Source organism: Klebsiella sp. EMBS2024 (assembly GCF_036233805.1).
Classification (GTDB): Bacteria; Pseudomonadota; Gammaproteobacteria; order Enterobacterales; family Enterobacteriaceae; genus Klebsiella; species Klebsiella pneumoniae.
In genome coordinates this window covers 2,851,844-2,867,604 of record NZ_JAZARW010000001.1, presented here as the reverse complement: position 1 = coordinate 2,867,604, position 15,761 = coordinate 2,851,844, and the positions used below count along the sequence as shown (strand labels likewise).

Annotated in this window: 13 protein-coding genes; 5 read left to right on the top strand and 8 right to left on the bottom strand. The window is 58.5% G+C overall.

Annotated features, from left to right (window positions below):
• Nucleotides 1-6: 6 nt before the first annotated feature.
• The 6 genes from VZP09_RS13185 to VZP09_RS13160 form a co-directional block, all read right to left on the bottom strand.
• Entirely contained in the window at nucleotides 7-1,812 is a 1,806-nt protein-coding gene (locus VZP09_RS13185; RefSeq protein WP_020804249.1) for an extracellular solute-binding protein, read from the bottom strand.
• A gap of 68 nt (nucleotides 1,813-1,880) precedes the next feature.
• Entirely contained in the window at nucleotides 1,881-3,443 is a 1,563-nt protein-coding gene (locus tag VZP09_RS13180; RefSeq protein ID WP_019704989.1) for a cyclic di-GMP phosphodiesterase, read from the bottom strand.
• Nucleotides 3,444-3,631: 188 nt separating this feature from the next.
• Nucleotides 3,632-4,201, bottom strand: a complete 570-nt coding sequence (gene mepS, locus VZP09_RS13175; RefSeq protein ID WP_002912967.1) for a bifunctional murein DD-endopeptidase/murein LD-carboxypeptidase — start codon at nucleotides 4,199-4,201, stop codon at nucleotides 3,632-3,634.
• A 426-nt stretch (nucleotides 4,202-4,627) separates the two neighbouring features.
• Nucleotides 4,628-5,341, bottom strand: a complete 714-nt coding sequence (locus tag VZP09_RS13170) for a phosphatase PAP2 family protein (RefSeq protein WP_002912965.1) — start codon at nucleotides 5,339-5,341, stop codon at nucleotides 4,628-4,630.
• A gap of 37 nt (nucleotides 5,342-5,378) precedes the next feature.
• The gene (locus VZP09_RS13165) at nucleotides 5,379-6,356 is read right to left on the bottom strand and encodes a CobW family GTP-binding protein (protein ID WP_328795199.1); all 978 of its coding nucleotides are present in this window, start codon (nucleotides 6,354-6,356) and stop codon (nucleotides 5,379-5,381) included.
• A 120-nt stretch (nucleotides 6,357-6,476) separates the two neighbouring features.
• A complete protein-coding gene (locus VZP09_RS13160) occupies nucleotides 6,477-7,943 on the bottom strand; it encodes a mannitol dehydrogenase family protein (protein WP_015958742.1) in 1,467 nt (488 codons plus the stop codon).
• A 207-nt stretch (nucleotides 7,944-8,150) separates the two neighbouring features.
• Between VZP09_RS13160 and uxuA the strand changes: the two genes are divergently transcribed.
• Complete coding sequence (uxuA, locus tag VZP09_RS13155; protein WP_002912952.1) at nucleotides 8,151-9,341, top strand: mannonate dehydratase; 1,191 nt, start codon at nucleotides 8,151-8,153, stop codon at nucleotides 9,339-9,341.
• A gap of 70 nt (nucleotides 9,342-9,411) precedes the next feature.
• Here the strand turns inward: uxuA and yeiP are convergent, their stop codons facing one another.
• Complete coding sequence (gene yeiP, locus VZP09_RS13150) at nucleotides 9,412-9,984, bottom strand: elongation factor P-like protein YeiP (RefSeq protein ID WP_002912951.1); 573 nt, start codon at nucleotides 9,982-9,984, stop codon at nucleotides 9,412-9,414.
• Nucleotides 9,985-10,131: 147 nt separating this feature from the next.
• Here yeiP and VZP09_RS13145 point away from each other — a divergent pair, with 147 nt between their 5' ends.
• Entirely contained in the window at nucleotides 10,132-10,386 is a 255-nt protein-coding gene (locus tag VZP09_RS13145; protein ID WP_004175066.1) for a YkgJ family cysteine cluster protein, read from the top strand.
• A gap of 39 nt (nucleotides 10,387-10,425) precedes the next feature.
• Here the strand turns inward: VZP09_RS13145 and setB are convergent, their stop codons facing one another.
• Nucleotides 10,426-11,607 (bottom strand): sugar efflux transporter SetB, encoded by a 1,182-nt coding sequence (gene setB / locus VZP09_RS13140; RefSeq protein ID WP_328795198.1) that lies wholly within the window; start codon nucleotides 11,605-11,607, stop codon nucleotides 10,426-10,428.
• Between the two features lie 336 nt (nucleotides 11,608-11,943).
• Between setB and fruB the strand changes: the two genes are divergently transcribed.
• Genes fruB through fruA form a run of 3 tightly spaced genes read left to right on the top strand, consistent with a single transcriptional unit; the run spans nucleotide 11,944 to nucleotide 15,724 of the window.
• Nucleotides 11,944-13,074, top strand: a complete 1,131-nt coding sequence (gene fruB, locus VZP09_RS13135; RefSeq protein WP_002912947.1) for a fused PTS fructose transporter subunit IIA/HPr protein — start codon at nucleotides 11,944-11,946, stop codon at nucleotides 13,072-13,074.
• On the top strand, nucleotides 13,075-14,013 hold the full coding sequence (fruK, locus tag VZP09_RS13130) for a 1-phosphofructokinase (RefSeq protein WP_002912941.1): 939 nt from the start codon (nucleotides 13,075-13,077) through the stop codon (nucleotides 14,011-14,013).
• Between the two features lie 16 nt (nucleotides 14,014-14,029).
• Nucleotides 14,030-15,724, top strand: coding sequence for a PTS fructose transporter subunit IIBC (fruA, locus tag VZP09_RS13125; protein WP_002912939.1), 1,695 nt, complete (start codon nucleotides 14,030-14,032; stop codon nucleotides 15,722-15,724).
• Nucleotides 15,725-15,761 lie beyond the last annotated feature (37 nt).

Here is a 15,761-nt window from a genome sequence, read left to right as displayed (position 1 = left end):
ATGTCCTTAGCGTCTGTCCGCGGGGAGGGTGGCCGCTTTGTTCACGTCGTACCACCAGGTATCGAGGCCGGACGAATAGATGGGGCGGGTCGCGGGGAAAGAGAACTTATTCCACCACGCGGTGCGGTCCTGCGCCATATACCACATCGGCAACATGTAGTTATTCCAGGTCAGCACACGATCCAGCGCCCGACCGAGAGGGATCAGTTTCTGCTTATTGCCCTGCCACTGCAGGATCTGCGCAATCAGCTTATCCACTACCGGGCTTTGCACCCCCGGCGCGTTGTAGCTGGAGTGAATATAGTCGGACGCCCAGGAGATTTGCAGGTCGGTCCCCGGCCAGGGCATGGCGCGCCACAGGCTTGGCATCATGTCGTAATCCCGGCTGCGGCGGCGGTTGCTGTACTGCGAATTATCAACCTGACGAATATCCATGACGATCCCCAGACGCTGCAGGTTGTGCTGAAACGGCAGCACCCAGCGGTCATTGCCCCCGGCCGGCAGCAGTAGCTCAAAGCGCAGCGGCTTGCCGGTGGCGGCGTTGACCCGGCGCTGGTTCTTCACCGTCCAGCCCGCCGCATTGAGCAGGGCGTCGGCTTTGAGTAAGTTGGCGCGGTCGAAGCCATCGCCGCGGGAGACCGGCGGCTGGTAAACCTGGCTGAAGAGCTCCGGGGGCAGTTCGTTTTTCATCGGCGTCAGCAGGGCCAGCTCGGCTGCGTCAGGCAGGCTGCGGGCGGCATATTCGGTGTTCTGGAAATAGCTGTTGGCGCGCTGATAGGCGCTGTAAAACAGCGCCTTGTTCATCCATTCGAAATCGAAGGCCAGGGTAATGGCCTGCCGCACCCGGCGATCGGCAAAAATCGGGCGCTGAATATTGAACGCCAGCCACTGGGTATCCTGCGCCGAGGTATTGGTATGCTCATCTTTAATGATGTAGCCGCGGCTGAAGTTGCGACCGACGTAGCGGGTAGCCCAGTTTTTGGCGACGGTCTCTTCCCGGCGATCGACGGCCCCCGCTTTAAAGGCTTCGAAAGCGACATTGTCGTCGAGATAATAGTCATAGCGCAGCGTATCGAAATTCCAGCGACCGCGGTTGACCGGCAGGTCGGCCGCCCAGTAGTCGGCGACGCGGGAATAGGTAATATATTGCCCCATTCGCCAGGCGCTGATGCGGTATGGCCCGCTGGCCAGCGGCGGCTTCGACAGCGGGTCGCTGAGTTTGTGCTGGCGCCAGAACGCCTCGGGCATCACCGGCAGGCTCAGCAGACTCAGCATGTTCTCTTTGCCGGGCTGGCCGAGGTCAATACGCACGGTCAACGGCGCGATGGCCTTCACGGTGGTGCCTTTATAAAACAGGCGAAACTGCGGCACCCCTTCGGTCATAAACTTGTTGAAGGTAAACGCCACATCGCGGGCGGTGATCGGCGTGCCGTCATGGAAGCGGGCGCGCGGGTTGAGCGCGATCTCCATCCAGGAATAGTCCTCGGCATAGCGCGCCCGCTCGGCAATCAGCGGGTAGTAGCTGCCGGGCTCATCATCCGAGGTGGTGAACAGGGTATCGTAGAGCGCCTCCGTGCGTACCGCGGGGTTGCCGCGCAGCGCATAACGGTTGAAGTTATCAAAGGTGCCGATCGCCGCCAGGGTGAGGGTGCCGCCTTTCGGCGCCCTGGGATTGACGTAATCAAAATGACTGAAACCGGCGGCGTATTTCGGTTCGCCGATAATCGCGAAGGCTACGCTTTCCTGAATGGTTTGCGCCTTAGCGTCCAGGCTAAACAGAGCCAGCAGAATCAGAAAGAGGCGCGCATACATAGGCGGCAGAATACCCTGTCATGGCCGGCCCCCATGGCCGACATCCGTTCCCGCATCATAAGTGAGACTTAGTGCGTTGTGAAATAGTTCGCGGGTTCATCGTGCGCAGCCACCAGCCCGGCCAGCGACAGCGGTCGGCTGATCCAGTACCCCTGCAGGAAATGAACGCCCTGGCCGCGAAGCCACTCCGCCTGTTCCTGGGTCTCCACCCCTTCGGCGACGGTCATTAATTTCAGCCGGCGGCTGAGGGTCAGTACCGCATCCAGCACCGGCGAGGTTACTGTTTCAGTACCAATCGCCTGCACAAAACCGCGATCGATCTTCAGATAATCGAAGTTATAGCGTTCGAGATAGATCAGCGCGCTATGCCCGGTGCCGAAATCATCAATCGCGATTTCGAATCCCTGGCGGTGGAGCCAGGCGAAGTTAGCCATCGATTTTTCTTTATCAATCATCGCCCGCTCGGTTACCTCCAGCACCACGTGAAAGTGGTCGGCTGGCAGCGCGGCGGCGAAGCGCAGCATATCGTCGCGGAAGCTGTCGGCCTGCAGATGGGCAGGGGAAATATTCAGCCCCAGCTTCACGCCGCGCGGCAGAATACGCTTCAACACCGCAGCGTCGCTGGCGATCAGCGCGAGCAGGTGATGGGTTAGCGGCACGATCATCTGCTGGGTTTCGGCCAGGTTAATAAAAACGTCGGGCGGAATTTCACCAACCACCGGATGGCGCCAGCGCATTAGGACCTCCACGCCGCTGATACGTAGAGTCTGAGCATTAACCACCGGCTGATAAACGATGTAGAACTGGTTATTTTTGATCCCCAGCAGAATGGATTTTCGCGGATCCGATTTGATCGTCAGCACGTAATAGCAGAGCAGCCCCGCCAGCAGGCCGCAGACGACCCCGAGCAGCAGAGCAAACTGCGTATTTTCCGCCAGCCAGCTGTTGGCATACAGGTAGACCTTCAGCGGTAAGCCCTCGATCTGTGCCTGGCGGATCGGCGCGTTATGCAGCGTTTGCGGATCCACCAGCCGATTACTGAAGGTGGAGATAGCGGTGTGATCGATGGCCAGCGCAATGCCGCTGAAATCGTTTTGCCGCGCGGAATAGAGGATATACGGTGTGAGATTAGCGTTAATCGACACGAAAATGCCGCTGTTTTGATCGCCGGGTTTACCTACCCACAGCGCCAGCGCCGCGCTCTTCGGCATCATCGGCGTGCCTGGTAAAATCGCCATAGCAACGGGTTTGCTGATATCGATGGCCGGGATCAGCTGGCTGAGGGGCGTATTCATGGCTCCCGTAGCCGATGAGCAAAAGGCGATGCCGTTTTTGACCAGCAGGAAAGCGCGGACGTTGGGGCTGAACGCGGCGTGGGAGGTAAGCCCGGAGTCAATATTCTCGCAGGGCTGGTCCACCAGCGGCTGCAGGCCGTCAATGGTCTGGCGCAGGTCGTGAAAATAGCTTTTCAGATAGGTATTAACATTGTTGATAATGGCGTCGAAACGCTCGGCCCGGTTATGGTAGATCACCATAAACTGAATGCTCCCGGCCAACAGCGCGACGATGATCCCCACGCTCAGGCTGGTTAACCAGGTTTTACGCTGGGGCGAAAAGTAGCGAGTAAGCATAGCCAGATTCTTTCCGTATTATTGAAGCGCATCAACGGAGTGTCGGTCGTCGTTTTTCTCATTCCCACTTAAAAGACATAGCTTATTTTGCGACGTTGAGAACCAGGTGGCAAAAAAAAACACTGCCTGGGGCAGTGTTTTTTATCCCGCAGCCAGCCAAGGGATAACCGGCGGCGGTAGAGGACAGTTTACGAGCGGCTCAGGACTCGACGCGCTTCATTGTAGCGCTTTTTCCAGTATGGCTCATCCATGCTGGAGATAGTCACCCCGCTGCTGGTGGAGGCGTGAACAAACTGGTTGTTGCCGAGGTAGATCCCGACATGGCGGCCGGTAGAGCCGGCGCGAAACAGAACCAGATCGCCTGTACGCAGTTGGGCACGGGAAATCGATTTTCCGGTTTCCTGCTGTTCAGAAGTTGAACGCGGCAGTTCCAGACCAAATTGTTCGCGGAAGGTGCGCTGCACAAACGCTGAGCAGTCGATACCCTTGCGGGTGCTGCCGCCGAGGCGGTAACGCACGCCTTTCCAGCTGGCATACTGATCCATTAAACGGGACTTTACGTCCAGGTTACGGACCATCGTTTCAAATTCATCCTGAGAGGCTTGCAGTGATGATAAATCGCCACTACCCACAGCATGCGTCTCAGAATGCATATTCCTGGCGGTACTTGTTGAACTACACGCGGAAAGCAGAACCGCTACTGCAATCGCGGGGGCTACCCGCAAGATATATCTCAAAATCGGCTGAGATTTGACCATGCTGTTTATTTTCCCTTGTTGTCCTTAACGACAATGTCGTTATAAAAAATGCCAAACGTGTTAGAGCCTAAATACCCATCCGCAATGAGACAATTCCTTAAGCTTAAATTTGTGCAGTCACGCACAATTTTATTCATGCCCTGAATTAATGCTGCGGAAAAGGCAAAACGAGAACGAGATTACCCTATCAAACGCCGCATGGCGAGCGGTTTTGCGCGATTTCTTATAAGTATTTTGGTGACAAAAAGTGAATCATCGGGAAAGGCCAAAATTACGGCAATATCGGGCAAAAAACAGACAATTCCTTCATTTGTCACGGGATTAATGTGACAAGAAGATGAACGTCATGTTGAAAAAAAGGGAAAATGTAAAAAGGGACCCAAAAGGTCCCCTTATAGTTAATGACTTTGGCGGCTGCCGGAGACATTATTTGGCCGATATTCTGCTGGGTAAGTAGCGATCGAAAAAGGCGATCAATTTATCGCTCAGCGGGGTCATCAATACCCAGGGCGCGCCGATCAGCACGGCGGTCAGGGAGCCGACGGCAATATCGCTAAACCAGTGGGCGCCAATCATTACCCGCGGGAAAGCAAAGACCACAAAGATAATCAGCGCGACGCCCAGCGCGCGACGGCCAAAATAGCGCCACATAAAGCTGGCGAAGATCAGCAGCATCATCCCATGATCGCCAGGGAAGCTGTCCTTCGACGCATCCTTAGTGGGGAAGTTAACGACGTCGCTGACGCGGGTAATATCGCTAAAAAACAGCGACGGGCTGGCGCGCTGTACCGGCATCAGGTGTTGTGCGAGCTGGTTGATGATCACCGCCGCCAGCAGCATCACCAGGCCCATGATGGCGATCTGACGACGGCCTGCAGTCGGCGCCTTTAGCCAATAGCTCAGCATCAGGCAGCCCATCGCCAGCAGCGAACAGGCGTCGAAGGCGCGATTGTTGATGATCGCCAGCAGCCAGGCATAAGCATGGCTGACGCTGACGCCATGGTTAAAGAAATGGAAGATCGCGGAGTCGACCGGCAACCACGCGCCATGGTTGGCTGGCAGATACCAGGAGCAAAATAGCGCTACACCCGCGATGTTAAGCAGCAGGATTAAAGGAATTCGGTTTTTCATCATAGCCATTGCGATTTTGTGACAGTCGGCGGCAACCTTAGCCGCCTTAACTTAAACGAAGCCTCAACAACGAGGTCTGGAGTGCGTTCCAGTCGGCTTCATTCGCGGAAATAAGCTCGATCCGGCTATCGGGCGGAGCGACGCTGAGGGTCTCGATATGGAGATCCTCCCCCTGACGGTTGATTCGCACCGCCCCCTCGGCAATGCGCATCACGCCTTTAACGCGCCCCACTGGCGCCAGCCTGGCCCATTCGAGCAGGCCGATGGTGTCAAAAACCGTCTCCGCGTCGAAGATCCAGCCGCAGCCCTGATAGCCCTGGCCATTGTTGAGATGTCGGCGCCAGCGCTGGTGTTCCGCCAGGCTGAGCGCGGCGAGGCCGGAAGTGGGGGGATGGCGGTGGGCGTGCTCCGCGCTCGCCGGCAGCGGGGCGGTGTTCCGTCGTGGCTCATCGAGCAGGGTCAGATCGATATTGCCCTGGATTGCCGACACCTTGCGACGCTCGCCGCCACAGCGCTGCCACCAGTCGGCCAGCGCCCGGGCGCTTTCGGCGGTTTCCCGATCACTTTTATTAGCCACAATGATGTCCGCCGCGGCCAGCTGATCGCGGAAGTTGTCGTTGCTGACGGCTCTTTCATCCAGCAGCTGGCGGGGATCGAGGATGCACAGCGTGGCGCGCAGATCGATCCAGGGCTCATACACCGCCGCGGTGAGGATATCGAGGATCTGCTTTGGGTGGCCCAAACCGGTGGGTTCGATCAGCAGGCGATCGGGTTTGCCCTGGCGCAGCAGGGTGTTCAGCCCAACCTGCATCGGCAGGCCATTGACGCAGCACATGCAGNCGCCGGGGATCTCTTTGAGCAGGGCGCCGCTGTCGGCCAGCAGCGCGCCGTCTATCCCGACTTCGCCAAACTCGTTAACCAGTACGGCCCATTTTTCATCCGCAGGCTTCTGCGCCAGCAGATGAAGAATCGAGGTCGTCTTACCGCTGCCGAGAAAGCCGGTGATCAAATTGGTTCTGGTCACTCTTTTCTCCAGGATAAATGTAATGTTGTAACAGTTACGCCTATCCTGACGAAAAAAGGAGGAAAAGAGAAGTCCTGAGGCGGACAGAAGAGAATTCTGTCCGCATAAGCGCAAATATTGTTAAGAATTCAGCGCGCGGGCGACGGCCTCGCGGGCGCCGTGCGTCGCCAGCTGTTGCCAGGCGGCGCGGATCCCGGCGACAAACTGGGCGTTGTGCGGCAGGTCGCGGCCAAATATTTCCTCCAGCCCCAGCAGGGCGTCGACGCGCTGCTGCTCATCGCTCTGGGCCACCCGCTGCCGGATCTTGTCGACCAGCGGATCGCGCACGTCGATCGTCTGACCGGCGTCGTCCGTGCCGCTGACGTAGCGCATCCAGCCGGCCACGCCGAGAGCCAGCAGCGGCCAACGGCTGTCGCGCGCCAGATGTACGCGGATGCCATCGAGCATGCGCTGGGGCAGCTTCTGGCTACCGTCCATGGCGATTTGCCAGGTGCGGTGTTTGAGCGCCGGATTGCTGAAGCGGGCGATGAGACTGTCGGCATAGGCCAGCAGATCAACGCCGGTAATGGTCAGCGTCGGAGCCTGTTCGTCAAGCATCAGCTGGCGGGCGGCGCGGCGGAAGACCTCATCCCGCATGCAGTCGCTAATGTGCGCATGCCCTGCCAGATAGCCAAGCCAGGCGAGGAAAGAGTGGCTGCCGTTGAGCATCCGCAGCTTCATTTGCTCCCAGGGCAACACGTCATCGGTCATCTGCACGCCCGCCGTCTCCCAGGCGGGTCGCCCGGCGACAAAGTGATCTTCGACCACCCACTGAATGAAGGGTTCGCAACTGATGGCGCAGGGATCGTCGACCCCCAGCACGGTGGCGATTTCCGCCAGTGACTCCGGTGTGGCCGCAGGAACAATACGATCCACCATGGTGCCCGGGAAGCTGACGTTGTCGGCGATCCAGTCCGCCAGCGCCGGGCTGCGTTTTTCCGCCATGCCGAGGACGGCATTTTTTACCACGTGACCGTTGTCGGGGATATTATCGCAGGAGAGCACGGTAAAGGGCGGAAGGCCTCGTTCCCGGCGGCGGGCCAGCGCTTCAACTAAAATACCGGGAGCTGACTGCGGCAGCGTCGGATTCTCCAGATCGTGAATAATGCGCGGATGCGTCGGATCCAGTTTCCCGGTCGCCGGATCGATGCAGTAGCCTTTTTCCGTAATGGTCAGCGAGACAATCGCTACCTGCGGCTCGCAAAATTTTTCGATAATCGCCGCCAGCGAATCGAGCCTGGCGTTCAGACATTCGTGCACCGCGCCGATCACAATGGGCTGGTTGCCGTCGGCGCCTTTTTCCAGCACGGTAAACAGATGGTCCTGTTCGCGAAGCTGGCTCATCAGCGTGTCGCCGCTGAACAGACTGATTTCACAGATCCCCCAGTCGCCGCCGACGTTATTCAGCACGCGATCGGTGAGCAGCGCCTGGTGCGCGCGGTGAAACGCGCCAAAGCCGAAATGGACAATACGCGAGCGGAGCTGGCTGCGATCGTATTGAGGGTATTGCACGTTCTTCGGTAGCGTAGCGGTTGCAATTGTTGTCATTCTTCCCACACCTGTTTAACTGCTTATTAACAATGCCAGTCTAAAGTTATATGACAGGAAGTTAAATTGGTAAGCCGAAATTATCCGCTGACTGTGAGCTGGATCAATCAATAGGCCAGCACTGTTTGCAGCCAGGGGAGAAACATGTATGGTAGTCGCCATGAGTGTCGCCATTATTGGTATAACAACTTTTGTGAGGACATAGCGATGGAGCAAACCTGGCGGTGGTATGGGCCGAACGATCCGGTATCGCTTGATGATGTACGGCAGGCGGGGGCGACCGGCGTCGTCACTGCGCTGCACCATATTGCAAACGGTCAGGTATGGCCGGTCGACGAGATTAAAGCGCGTCAGGCGCTGTTAGCGGCAAAAGGGTTGACCTGGTCGGTCGTCGAAAGCATTCCCGTCCACGAGGATATTAAAACCCACAGCGGGCAGTATGCGACCTGGATTGCCAACTATCAGCAGAGCATCCGCAACCTCGCGGCCTGCGGCATCGATACCGTGTGCTACAACTTTATGCCGATCCTCGACTGGACGCGCACCGATCTGGAATATGAGCTGCCGGACGGCTCCCGGGCGCTGCGTTTCGATCAGATCGCTTTCGCCGCCTTTGAGCTGCATATCCTTAAACGCCCGGGAGCGGAAGCGGATTACAGTGAAGAAGAGCAGCGTCAGGCTGAGGTCTATTTCAAGGCGATGAGCGAAGCAGATATCGATAAACTGACTCGCAATATCATCGCCGGCCTGCCGGGAGCGGAAGAGGGCTACACCCTTGACCAGTTCCGCGCGCGTCTGGCGGAGTACGACCACATTGATAAAGCGCAGCTGCGTGAAAATATGGCCTATTTCCTGCGCGCCATCGTGCCGGTATGCGAAGAGGTAGGGATCCGCCTGGCTGTGCATCCGGACGATCCGCCGCGGCCGATCCTTGGCCTGCCGCGTATCGTGTCGACCATCGAAGATATGCAGTGGCTGAAGGAGACGGTGGACAGCATTAATAATGGCTTCACCATGTGTACCGGATCGTATGGCGTTCGCGCCGATAACGATCTGGTGAAGATGGTGGAGACCTTTGGCGATCGCATCCATTTTACCCATCTGCGCTCTACCTGCCGTGAAGCAAACCCAAAAACCTTCCACGAGGCGGCGCACCTTAGCGGCGACGTCAATATGGTGGCGGTGGTGGATGCTATCCTGCGTGAAGAGCAGCGGCGTAAACAGGCCGGCGATCTGCGCCCGATCCCATTTCGTCCGGATCATGGTCATCAGATGCTCGACGATCTGCGCAAGAAAACCAACCCAGGCTATTCGGCGATTGGCCGTCTCAAGGGGATGGCGGAAGTGCGCGGCGTCGAGCTGGCGCTGAAAATGACCAAATACCCTGAACTGCTGTAATCGCGGCAATGGGGATAATAAAAAGGACAGCCAGCGCTGTCCTTTTTTACTGTCGGGGCGTTACCGATGATTAATCCGCGCGGCCCATATAGCGGCACTCTTCGATATGAATGCGGATTTTCTCACCGGTGGTCAGGTATTCCGGCACCTGAATCACCAGGCCGGTGCTCATGGTGGCTGGCTTGGTGCGGGAGCTGGCGGACGCGCCTTTAATACCCGGCGCGGTTTCGATAATTTCCAGGTCAACGGTCTGCGGCAGCTCCAGCGCCAGCAGCTGGCCGTCCCAGGTCAGCACCTGCATGTCCGGCATCCCACCTTCCGGAATAAACTGCAGCTCTTCTTCAATCTGCTCTTTGGTAAAGGTGTAAGGGGTATAGTCTTCTTTATCCATGAACACGTATTCGTTGCCATCGACGTAGGAGAAGTCGACGAAACGGCGGGTCAGGGTGACGGTATCGACGATATCGTCGCCTTTGAAGCGCTCTTCTACTTTCAGGCCGGTGCGCACATCGGAGAAGCGCATTTTATACAGTGTCGCAGCACCGCGGGCGCTGGGTGACTGAATATCAATATTTTTCACAATCAGCAGCTTGCCGTTGTAATTCAGCACCATACCTTTTTTAATTTCATTCGCTCTTGGCATTGCAGTAATCCTGTCACTTAACGAGTCAAAAATATCGCGTAAAACTACTCGCGCCCGGGCGTTCAGGCAAGCGGATTTCGCGAGTTTTGCTATCTTCTGGCAAAACGTTTAGGCTGTGGCGCAAAATGAGCGTTTGGGAGTCGGGTTGTGGAATGTCGTACTGATTGTGGCGCATGTTGCATCGCCCCCTCTATATCATCGCCGATCCCCGGCATGCCGCAGGGCAAGCCGGCTAACACCCGTTGTATCCAGCTTTCCGAGCGCAATTTATGCCTTATTTTCGGTTCCCCTCTGCGCCCGAAGGTGTGCGCCAGCCTGCAGCCCTCGCCGGAGATGTGCCTCACCCACCGCGATGAAGCGATCACCTGGCTGCTGGAGCTTGAGCTGGCCACCGCGCCCTGAGCTCAACGCAGCAGATGAGAGGGATGGAAACCAATGTGCTTACACGTCTCTTATCCGCCACAGGCAGGCCTGAGTGACAACGCCCATCGCCAGCGCAATCCAGAACACCGCGTGATAGCTCCAGATCTCCGCCACTACCCCCGCCAGTGAACCGGCGATGATCCAGCCGACGCGGGTAGTATTGGTATAGAGGGTGGTGGCCGCGCCCGCCTGCCCCGGCATCAGGTCCTGGAAATAGAGCATGCCGATCCCGGCGAGGATCCCGATATAGATGGCGTTCAGCACCTGCATCGCCAGCAGCAGCGCTGGCGTATGCACCGTCAGCATGCCGACGTAAAACAGCACCCCGGCCACTGCAGAAAGACGCATCAGAAAGCGTTTGCCGAAACGCCGGGCGTAGTAACCGGCAATCAGCATGGTCGGAATTTCCAGTCCGGCGGCGGTGCCCATCATCAGCCCCGCCAGCTTCTCCGGCAGATGCAGCTCGTCAATGATAAACAGCGGCATGTTAATGATGTACAGGCTGTTAGTACCCCACATCAGGGTGCAGATGCTGAACAGCAGCAGCGCATCGCGGCGATGCGTGCGCGGAGCTTCCAGCCGGCCGGTCGCTACCGGCTTTGCTTTACGCATGCTGGGCAAGAATAGCCAGACCATGATCCCGCAGACGATAAACGCCGCCGCGGCGCTGAGATACATCGCGGTAAAACCAAATCCCATCGCCAGGGCGTAGGCCAGCGGGGGACCAATCACCCATGCCAGGGAGACCTGGGCACGTAAAATGGAGCTGAACATCACCGCTTCGCGGTCGGTCCTGTCGGCATGCTCCCGCGCGAGGGCAAACATCTGCGGGTTGGCGGTCGATCCAAAGCTGCTGAGAAAAACGCCGATGAACAGCAAAATGAAATAGTTGCGGTTCCAGGCAAAGAGTACGCAGGCCAGCACCCCCAGCAGACAGCAGACGACAATCAGCTGCTTGCGGTCGCCCTGACGGTCGGAGCGGCCGGCGAGGAACTGACTGACCAGAATGCCAATAACCGCGCTGCCGGTAAAAAAGAAACCGACCATCGCCGGGCGGACGTGCACTTCGTTGGTCAGAAACAGGCTCAGGGTCGGGGTTTGCAGCGCCCCGGCAATGCCCGTCAGAAAGGCGACGATTAAGAAGGCGGAAGAGGTGACATCGAACCCGCGTCGGGGGAGAGCGGCGCTACGGTTTTCCATGGGTTTGGTTTTCTGTAGTTTCAGGAGACGGCGCGGAGTTTACGCCTGCNGGCTAAAAATAAACAGTAGTATGGCACGAATAATTAAAAAGGCGTTTCAAAATATAGAGTTCAGCAAAAAGCTGACGTTCGAGGCGGTCGATAGCTAAAGCTTCAGCAAAAGTGTGCAGTACCTCTAAGTTCTGCGATCAAGTCGCTGACGTACCTTGCGCGTTGAGCAAGAAAGGTACAAAATTCTTGAAACGTTTCAGCGTCATTCGGCAATCCGTTCCCCGTCAGATGGCGCCTTTTTTCTCAAGTTAGCTGAAACGATTCAATTCAGCAGGAGAGGAGAACCATGTTCCAGTTATCTGTGCAGGATATTCATCCCGGCCAGCAGGCCGGTAATAAAGAAGAGGCCATCCGTCAGGTCGCCGCCGCGCTGGTCAGCGCCGGCAACGTGGCCGATGGCTACGTGAACGGCATGCTGGCTCGCGAGCAGCAGACCTCGACCTTCCTCGGCAACGGGATCGCGATCCCGCACGGCACGACGGATACGCGTGACCAGGTGCTGAAGACTGGCGTTCAGGTGTTTCAGTTCCCGCAGGGCGTCACCTGGGGTGAAGGGCAGACCGCCTATGTGGCGATCGGGATTGCCGCCAGCTCAGATGAACACCTCGGCCTGCTGCGTCAGCTGACCCACGTGCTGAGCGATGACGCGGTCGCCGCGCAGCTGCAGTCCGCCACCACCGCGGAAGAGCTGCGTGCGCTGCTGATGGGAGAGAAGCAGAGCGAAGCGCTGAAGCTGGATAACGAGACCCTCAGTCTCGACGTCGCGGCCAGCGATCTGCTGACCCTGCAGGCGCTGAACGCGGCGCGTCTGAAAGAAGTTGGCGCTGTCGATGCCGCCTTCGTTAGCCACGTCATTAACGATACGCCGCTGAACCTCGGTCAGGGCGTCTGGCTGAACGACAGTGCGGAAGGCAATTTGCGCAGCGCCGTGGCGGTCAGCCGCGCGGCTAACGCCTTTACCCGCGACGAGCAGCCGGTTTCCCTGCTGGTCACGGTGGCGATGGCCGATGAGCAGCCGACCGCAGTGCTGAACCGTCTGAGCAAGCTGCTGCTGGACAAGAAAGCTGAACATTTGCTGAAAGCCGACGCCGCCACCGTGCTGGCGCTGCTGACCAGCGACGACGCCATTGCCGAAGATGTGCTGAGCGCCGAATTCGTGGTGCGCAATGAACACGGCCTGCATGCCCGTCCGGGCACCATGCTGGTCAACACCATTAAACAATTTTCCAGCGACATCACCGTTACCAATCTCGACGGTTCCGGCAAGCCGGCTAACGGTCGCAGCCTGATGAAGGTTGTGGCGCTGGGTGTGAAAAAAGGTCACCGTCTGCGTTTTACCGCGCAGGGTGAGGATGCGCAACAAGCGCTGGATGCGATTGGCGAAGCGATCGCCGCAGGCCTTGGGGAGGGCGCATAAATGAGCAGACGTGTAGCAACGATTACGTTAAACCCGGCATACGACCTGGTGGGATTCACCCCGGAGATTGAACGCGGCGAAGTGAACCTGGTACGCACCACCGGCCTGCACGCCGCCGGGAAAGGCATTAATGTGGCGAAAGTGCTGAAAGATCTCGGCATTGATGTCACCGTCGGCGGCTTCCTGGGTAAAGACAACCAGGACGGCTTTCAGCAGCTGTTCAGCGAGCTGGGGATCGCCAACCGTTTCCAGGTGGTGCAGGGCCGGACCCGTATCAACGTTAAGCTGACGGAAAAAGATGGCGAAGTGACCGATTTCAACTTCTCCGGCTTTGAAGTCACCCCGGGCGACTGGGAACGCTTTGTCAACGACTCCCTGAGCTGGCTCGGGCAGTTCGATATGGTCTGCGTCAGCGGCAGCCTGCCGTCCGGCGTTAGCCCGGAAGCCTTCACCGACTGGATGACCCGTCTGCGCAGCCAGTGCCCATGCATTATTTTCGACAGCAGCCGCGAAGCGCTGGTTGCCGGACTAAAAGCGGCGCCGTGGCTGGTGAAACCGAACCGTCGCGAACTGGAAATCTGGGCTGGCCGCAAGCTGCCGGAGATGAAAGATGTTATCGACGCCGCCCATGCGCTGCGCGAGCAGGGTATTGCCCACGTGGTGATCTCCCTGGGCGAAGAGGGCGCGCTGTGGGTCAACGCCTCTGGGGAGTGGATTGCTAAACCACCTTCAGTGGAAGTGGTCAGCACCGTTGGCGCCGGCGATTCGATGGTCGGCGGCCTGATTTACGGCCTGCTGATGCGTGAATCCAGCGAGCATACCCTGCGCCTGGCGACCGCCGTCGCTGCCCTGGCCGTCAGCCAGAGCAATGTAGGAATTACCGACCGTACCCAGTTGGCCGCGATGATGGCGCGCGTCGACTTACAACCCTTTAATTGACAGCAGGAGAGGCATAATGAAAACGCTGCTGATTATTGATGCCGGACTCGGACAGGCGCGCGCCTACATGGCGAAAACCCTGCTGGGTGCCGCGGCGCCGAAAGCGCACCTTGAGCTGATTGATAACCCGAATGACGCCGAACTGGCCATCGTGCTGGGAACCGCGCTGCCGGCCGATAGCGCGCTGAATGGTAAAAACGTTTACCTGGGCGATATTAACCGTGCTGTCGCCCATCCGGAGCTGTTCCTGGGAGAAGCGAAAGACCACGCTAAGCCCTACGTTGCGCCAGCGGCGGTAGCCGTTCCGGCCGCCGCTCAGGGGCAGAAACGCATTGTCGCGGTCACCGCCTGTCCGACCGGCGTCGCCCACACCTTTATGGCGGCAGAAGCCATCGAAACCGAAGCCAAAAAACGCGGCTGGTGGGTGAAGGTGGAGACCCGCGGCTCCGTTGGGGCGGGCAATGCCATCACCCCGGAAGAGGTGGCCGAGGCGGATCTGGTGATCGTCGCTGCCGATATCGAGGTGGACCTGGCGAAATTCGCCGGCAAGCCGATGTACCGCACCACCACCGGTCTGGCGCTGAAGAAAACCGCCCAGGAGCTGGATAAAGCGGTGGCGGAAGCCAAACCGTACCAGCCATCCGGCAAACCTCAGGCGGCTGCTGAAGGGAAAAAAGAGTCGGCGGGCGCCTATCGCCACCTGCTGACCGGCGTCTCCTATATGCTGCCGATGGTAGTGGCCGGGGGCCTGTGTATCGCGCTCTCCTTTGCCTTCGGGATCAAAGCGTTTGAAGTGAAAGACACCCTGGCGGCGGCGCTGATGCAGATCGGCGGCGGCTCGGCCTTCGCGCTGATGGTGCCGGTACTGGCAGGCTTTATCGCCTTCTCCATTGCCGACCGTCCGGGTCTGACCCCGGGCCTTATCGGCGGTATGCTGGCGGTTAGCGGCGGCTCCGGCTTTATCGGCGGGATCATCGCTGGTTTCCTTGCCGGTTATGTGGCGAAAGCCATCAGCACGAAGCTGAAACTGCCGCAGAGTATGGAAGCCCTGAAGCCAATCCTGATCATTCCGCTGGTCTCCAGCCTGATCGTGGGTTTGGCAATGATCTATCTGATCGGTAAACCGGTAGCCGGTATCCTCGCCTGGCTGACCCATTGGCTGCAAACCATGGGCACCGCCAACGCGGTTCTGCTGGGCGCGATCCTCGGCGCGATGATGTGTACCGATATGGGCGGGCCGGTAAACAAAGCGGCCTATGCCTTTGGCGTTGGCCTGCTGAGTACCCAGACCTATGCGCCGATGGCGGCGATCATGGCGGCCGGTATGGTGCCACCGCTGGCGATGGGTATCGCGACGCTGGTAGCGCGCAATAAGTTCGACAAAGGGCAGCGGGAAGGGGGTAAAGCCGCGCTGGTTCTTGGCCTGTGCTTTATCTCGGAAGGGGCGATTCCTTTTGCCGCCCGTGACCCGATGCGCGTTCTGCCGTGCTGTATCGTCGGTGGCGCGGTAACCGGCGCTATCTCCATGGCGGTCGGCGCGAAACTGATGGCGCCGCACGGCGGGCTGTTTGTTCTGCTGATCCCGGGGGCGATTACGCCGGTGCTGGGCTACCTGCTGGCGATTGTTGCCGGAACGCTGGTGGCGGGCCTTGCCTACGCCGTGCTGAAACGCCCTGAGGCGCAAACAGCGGAAGTTGAAAAAGCGGCATAATCCTACCGCAATAAAAAAGGGCCGATTGTTCGGCCCT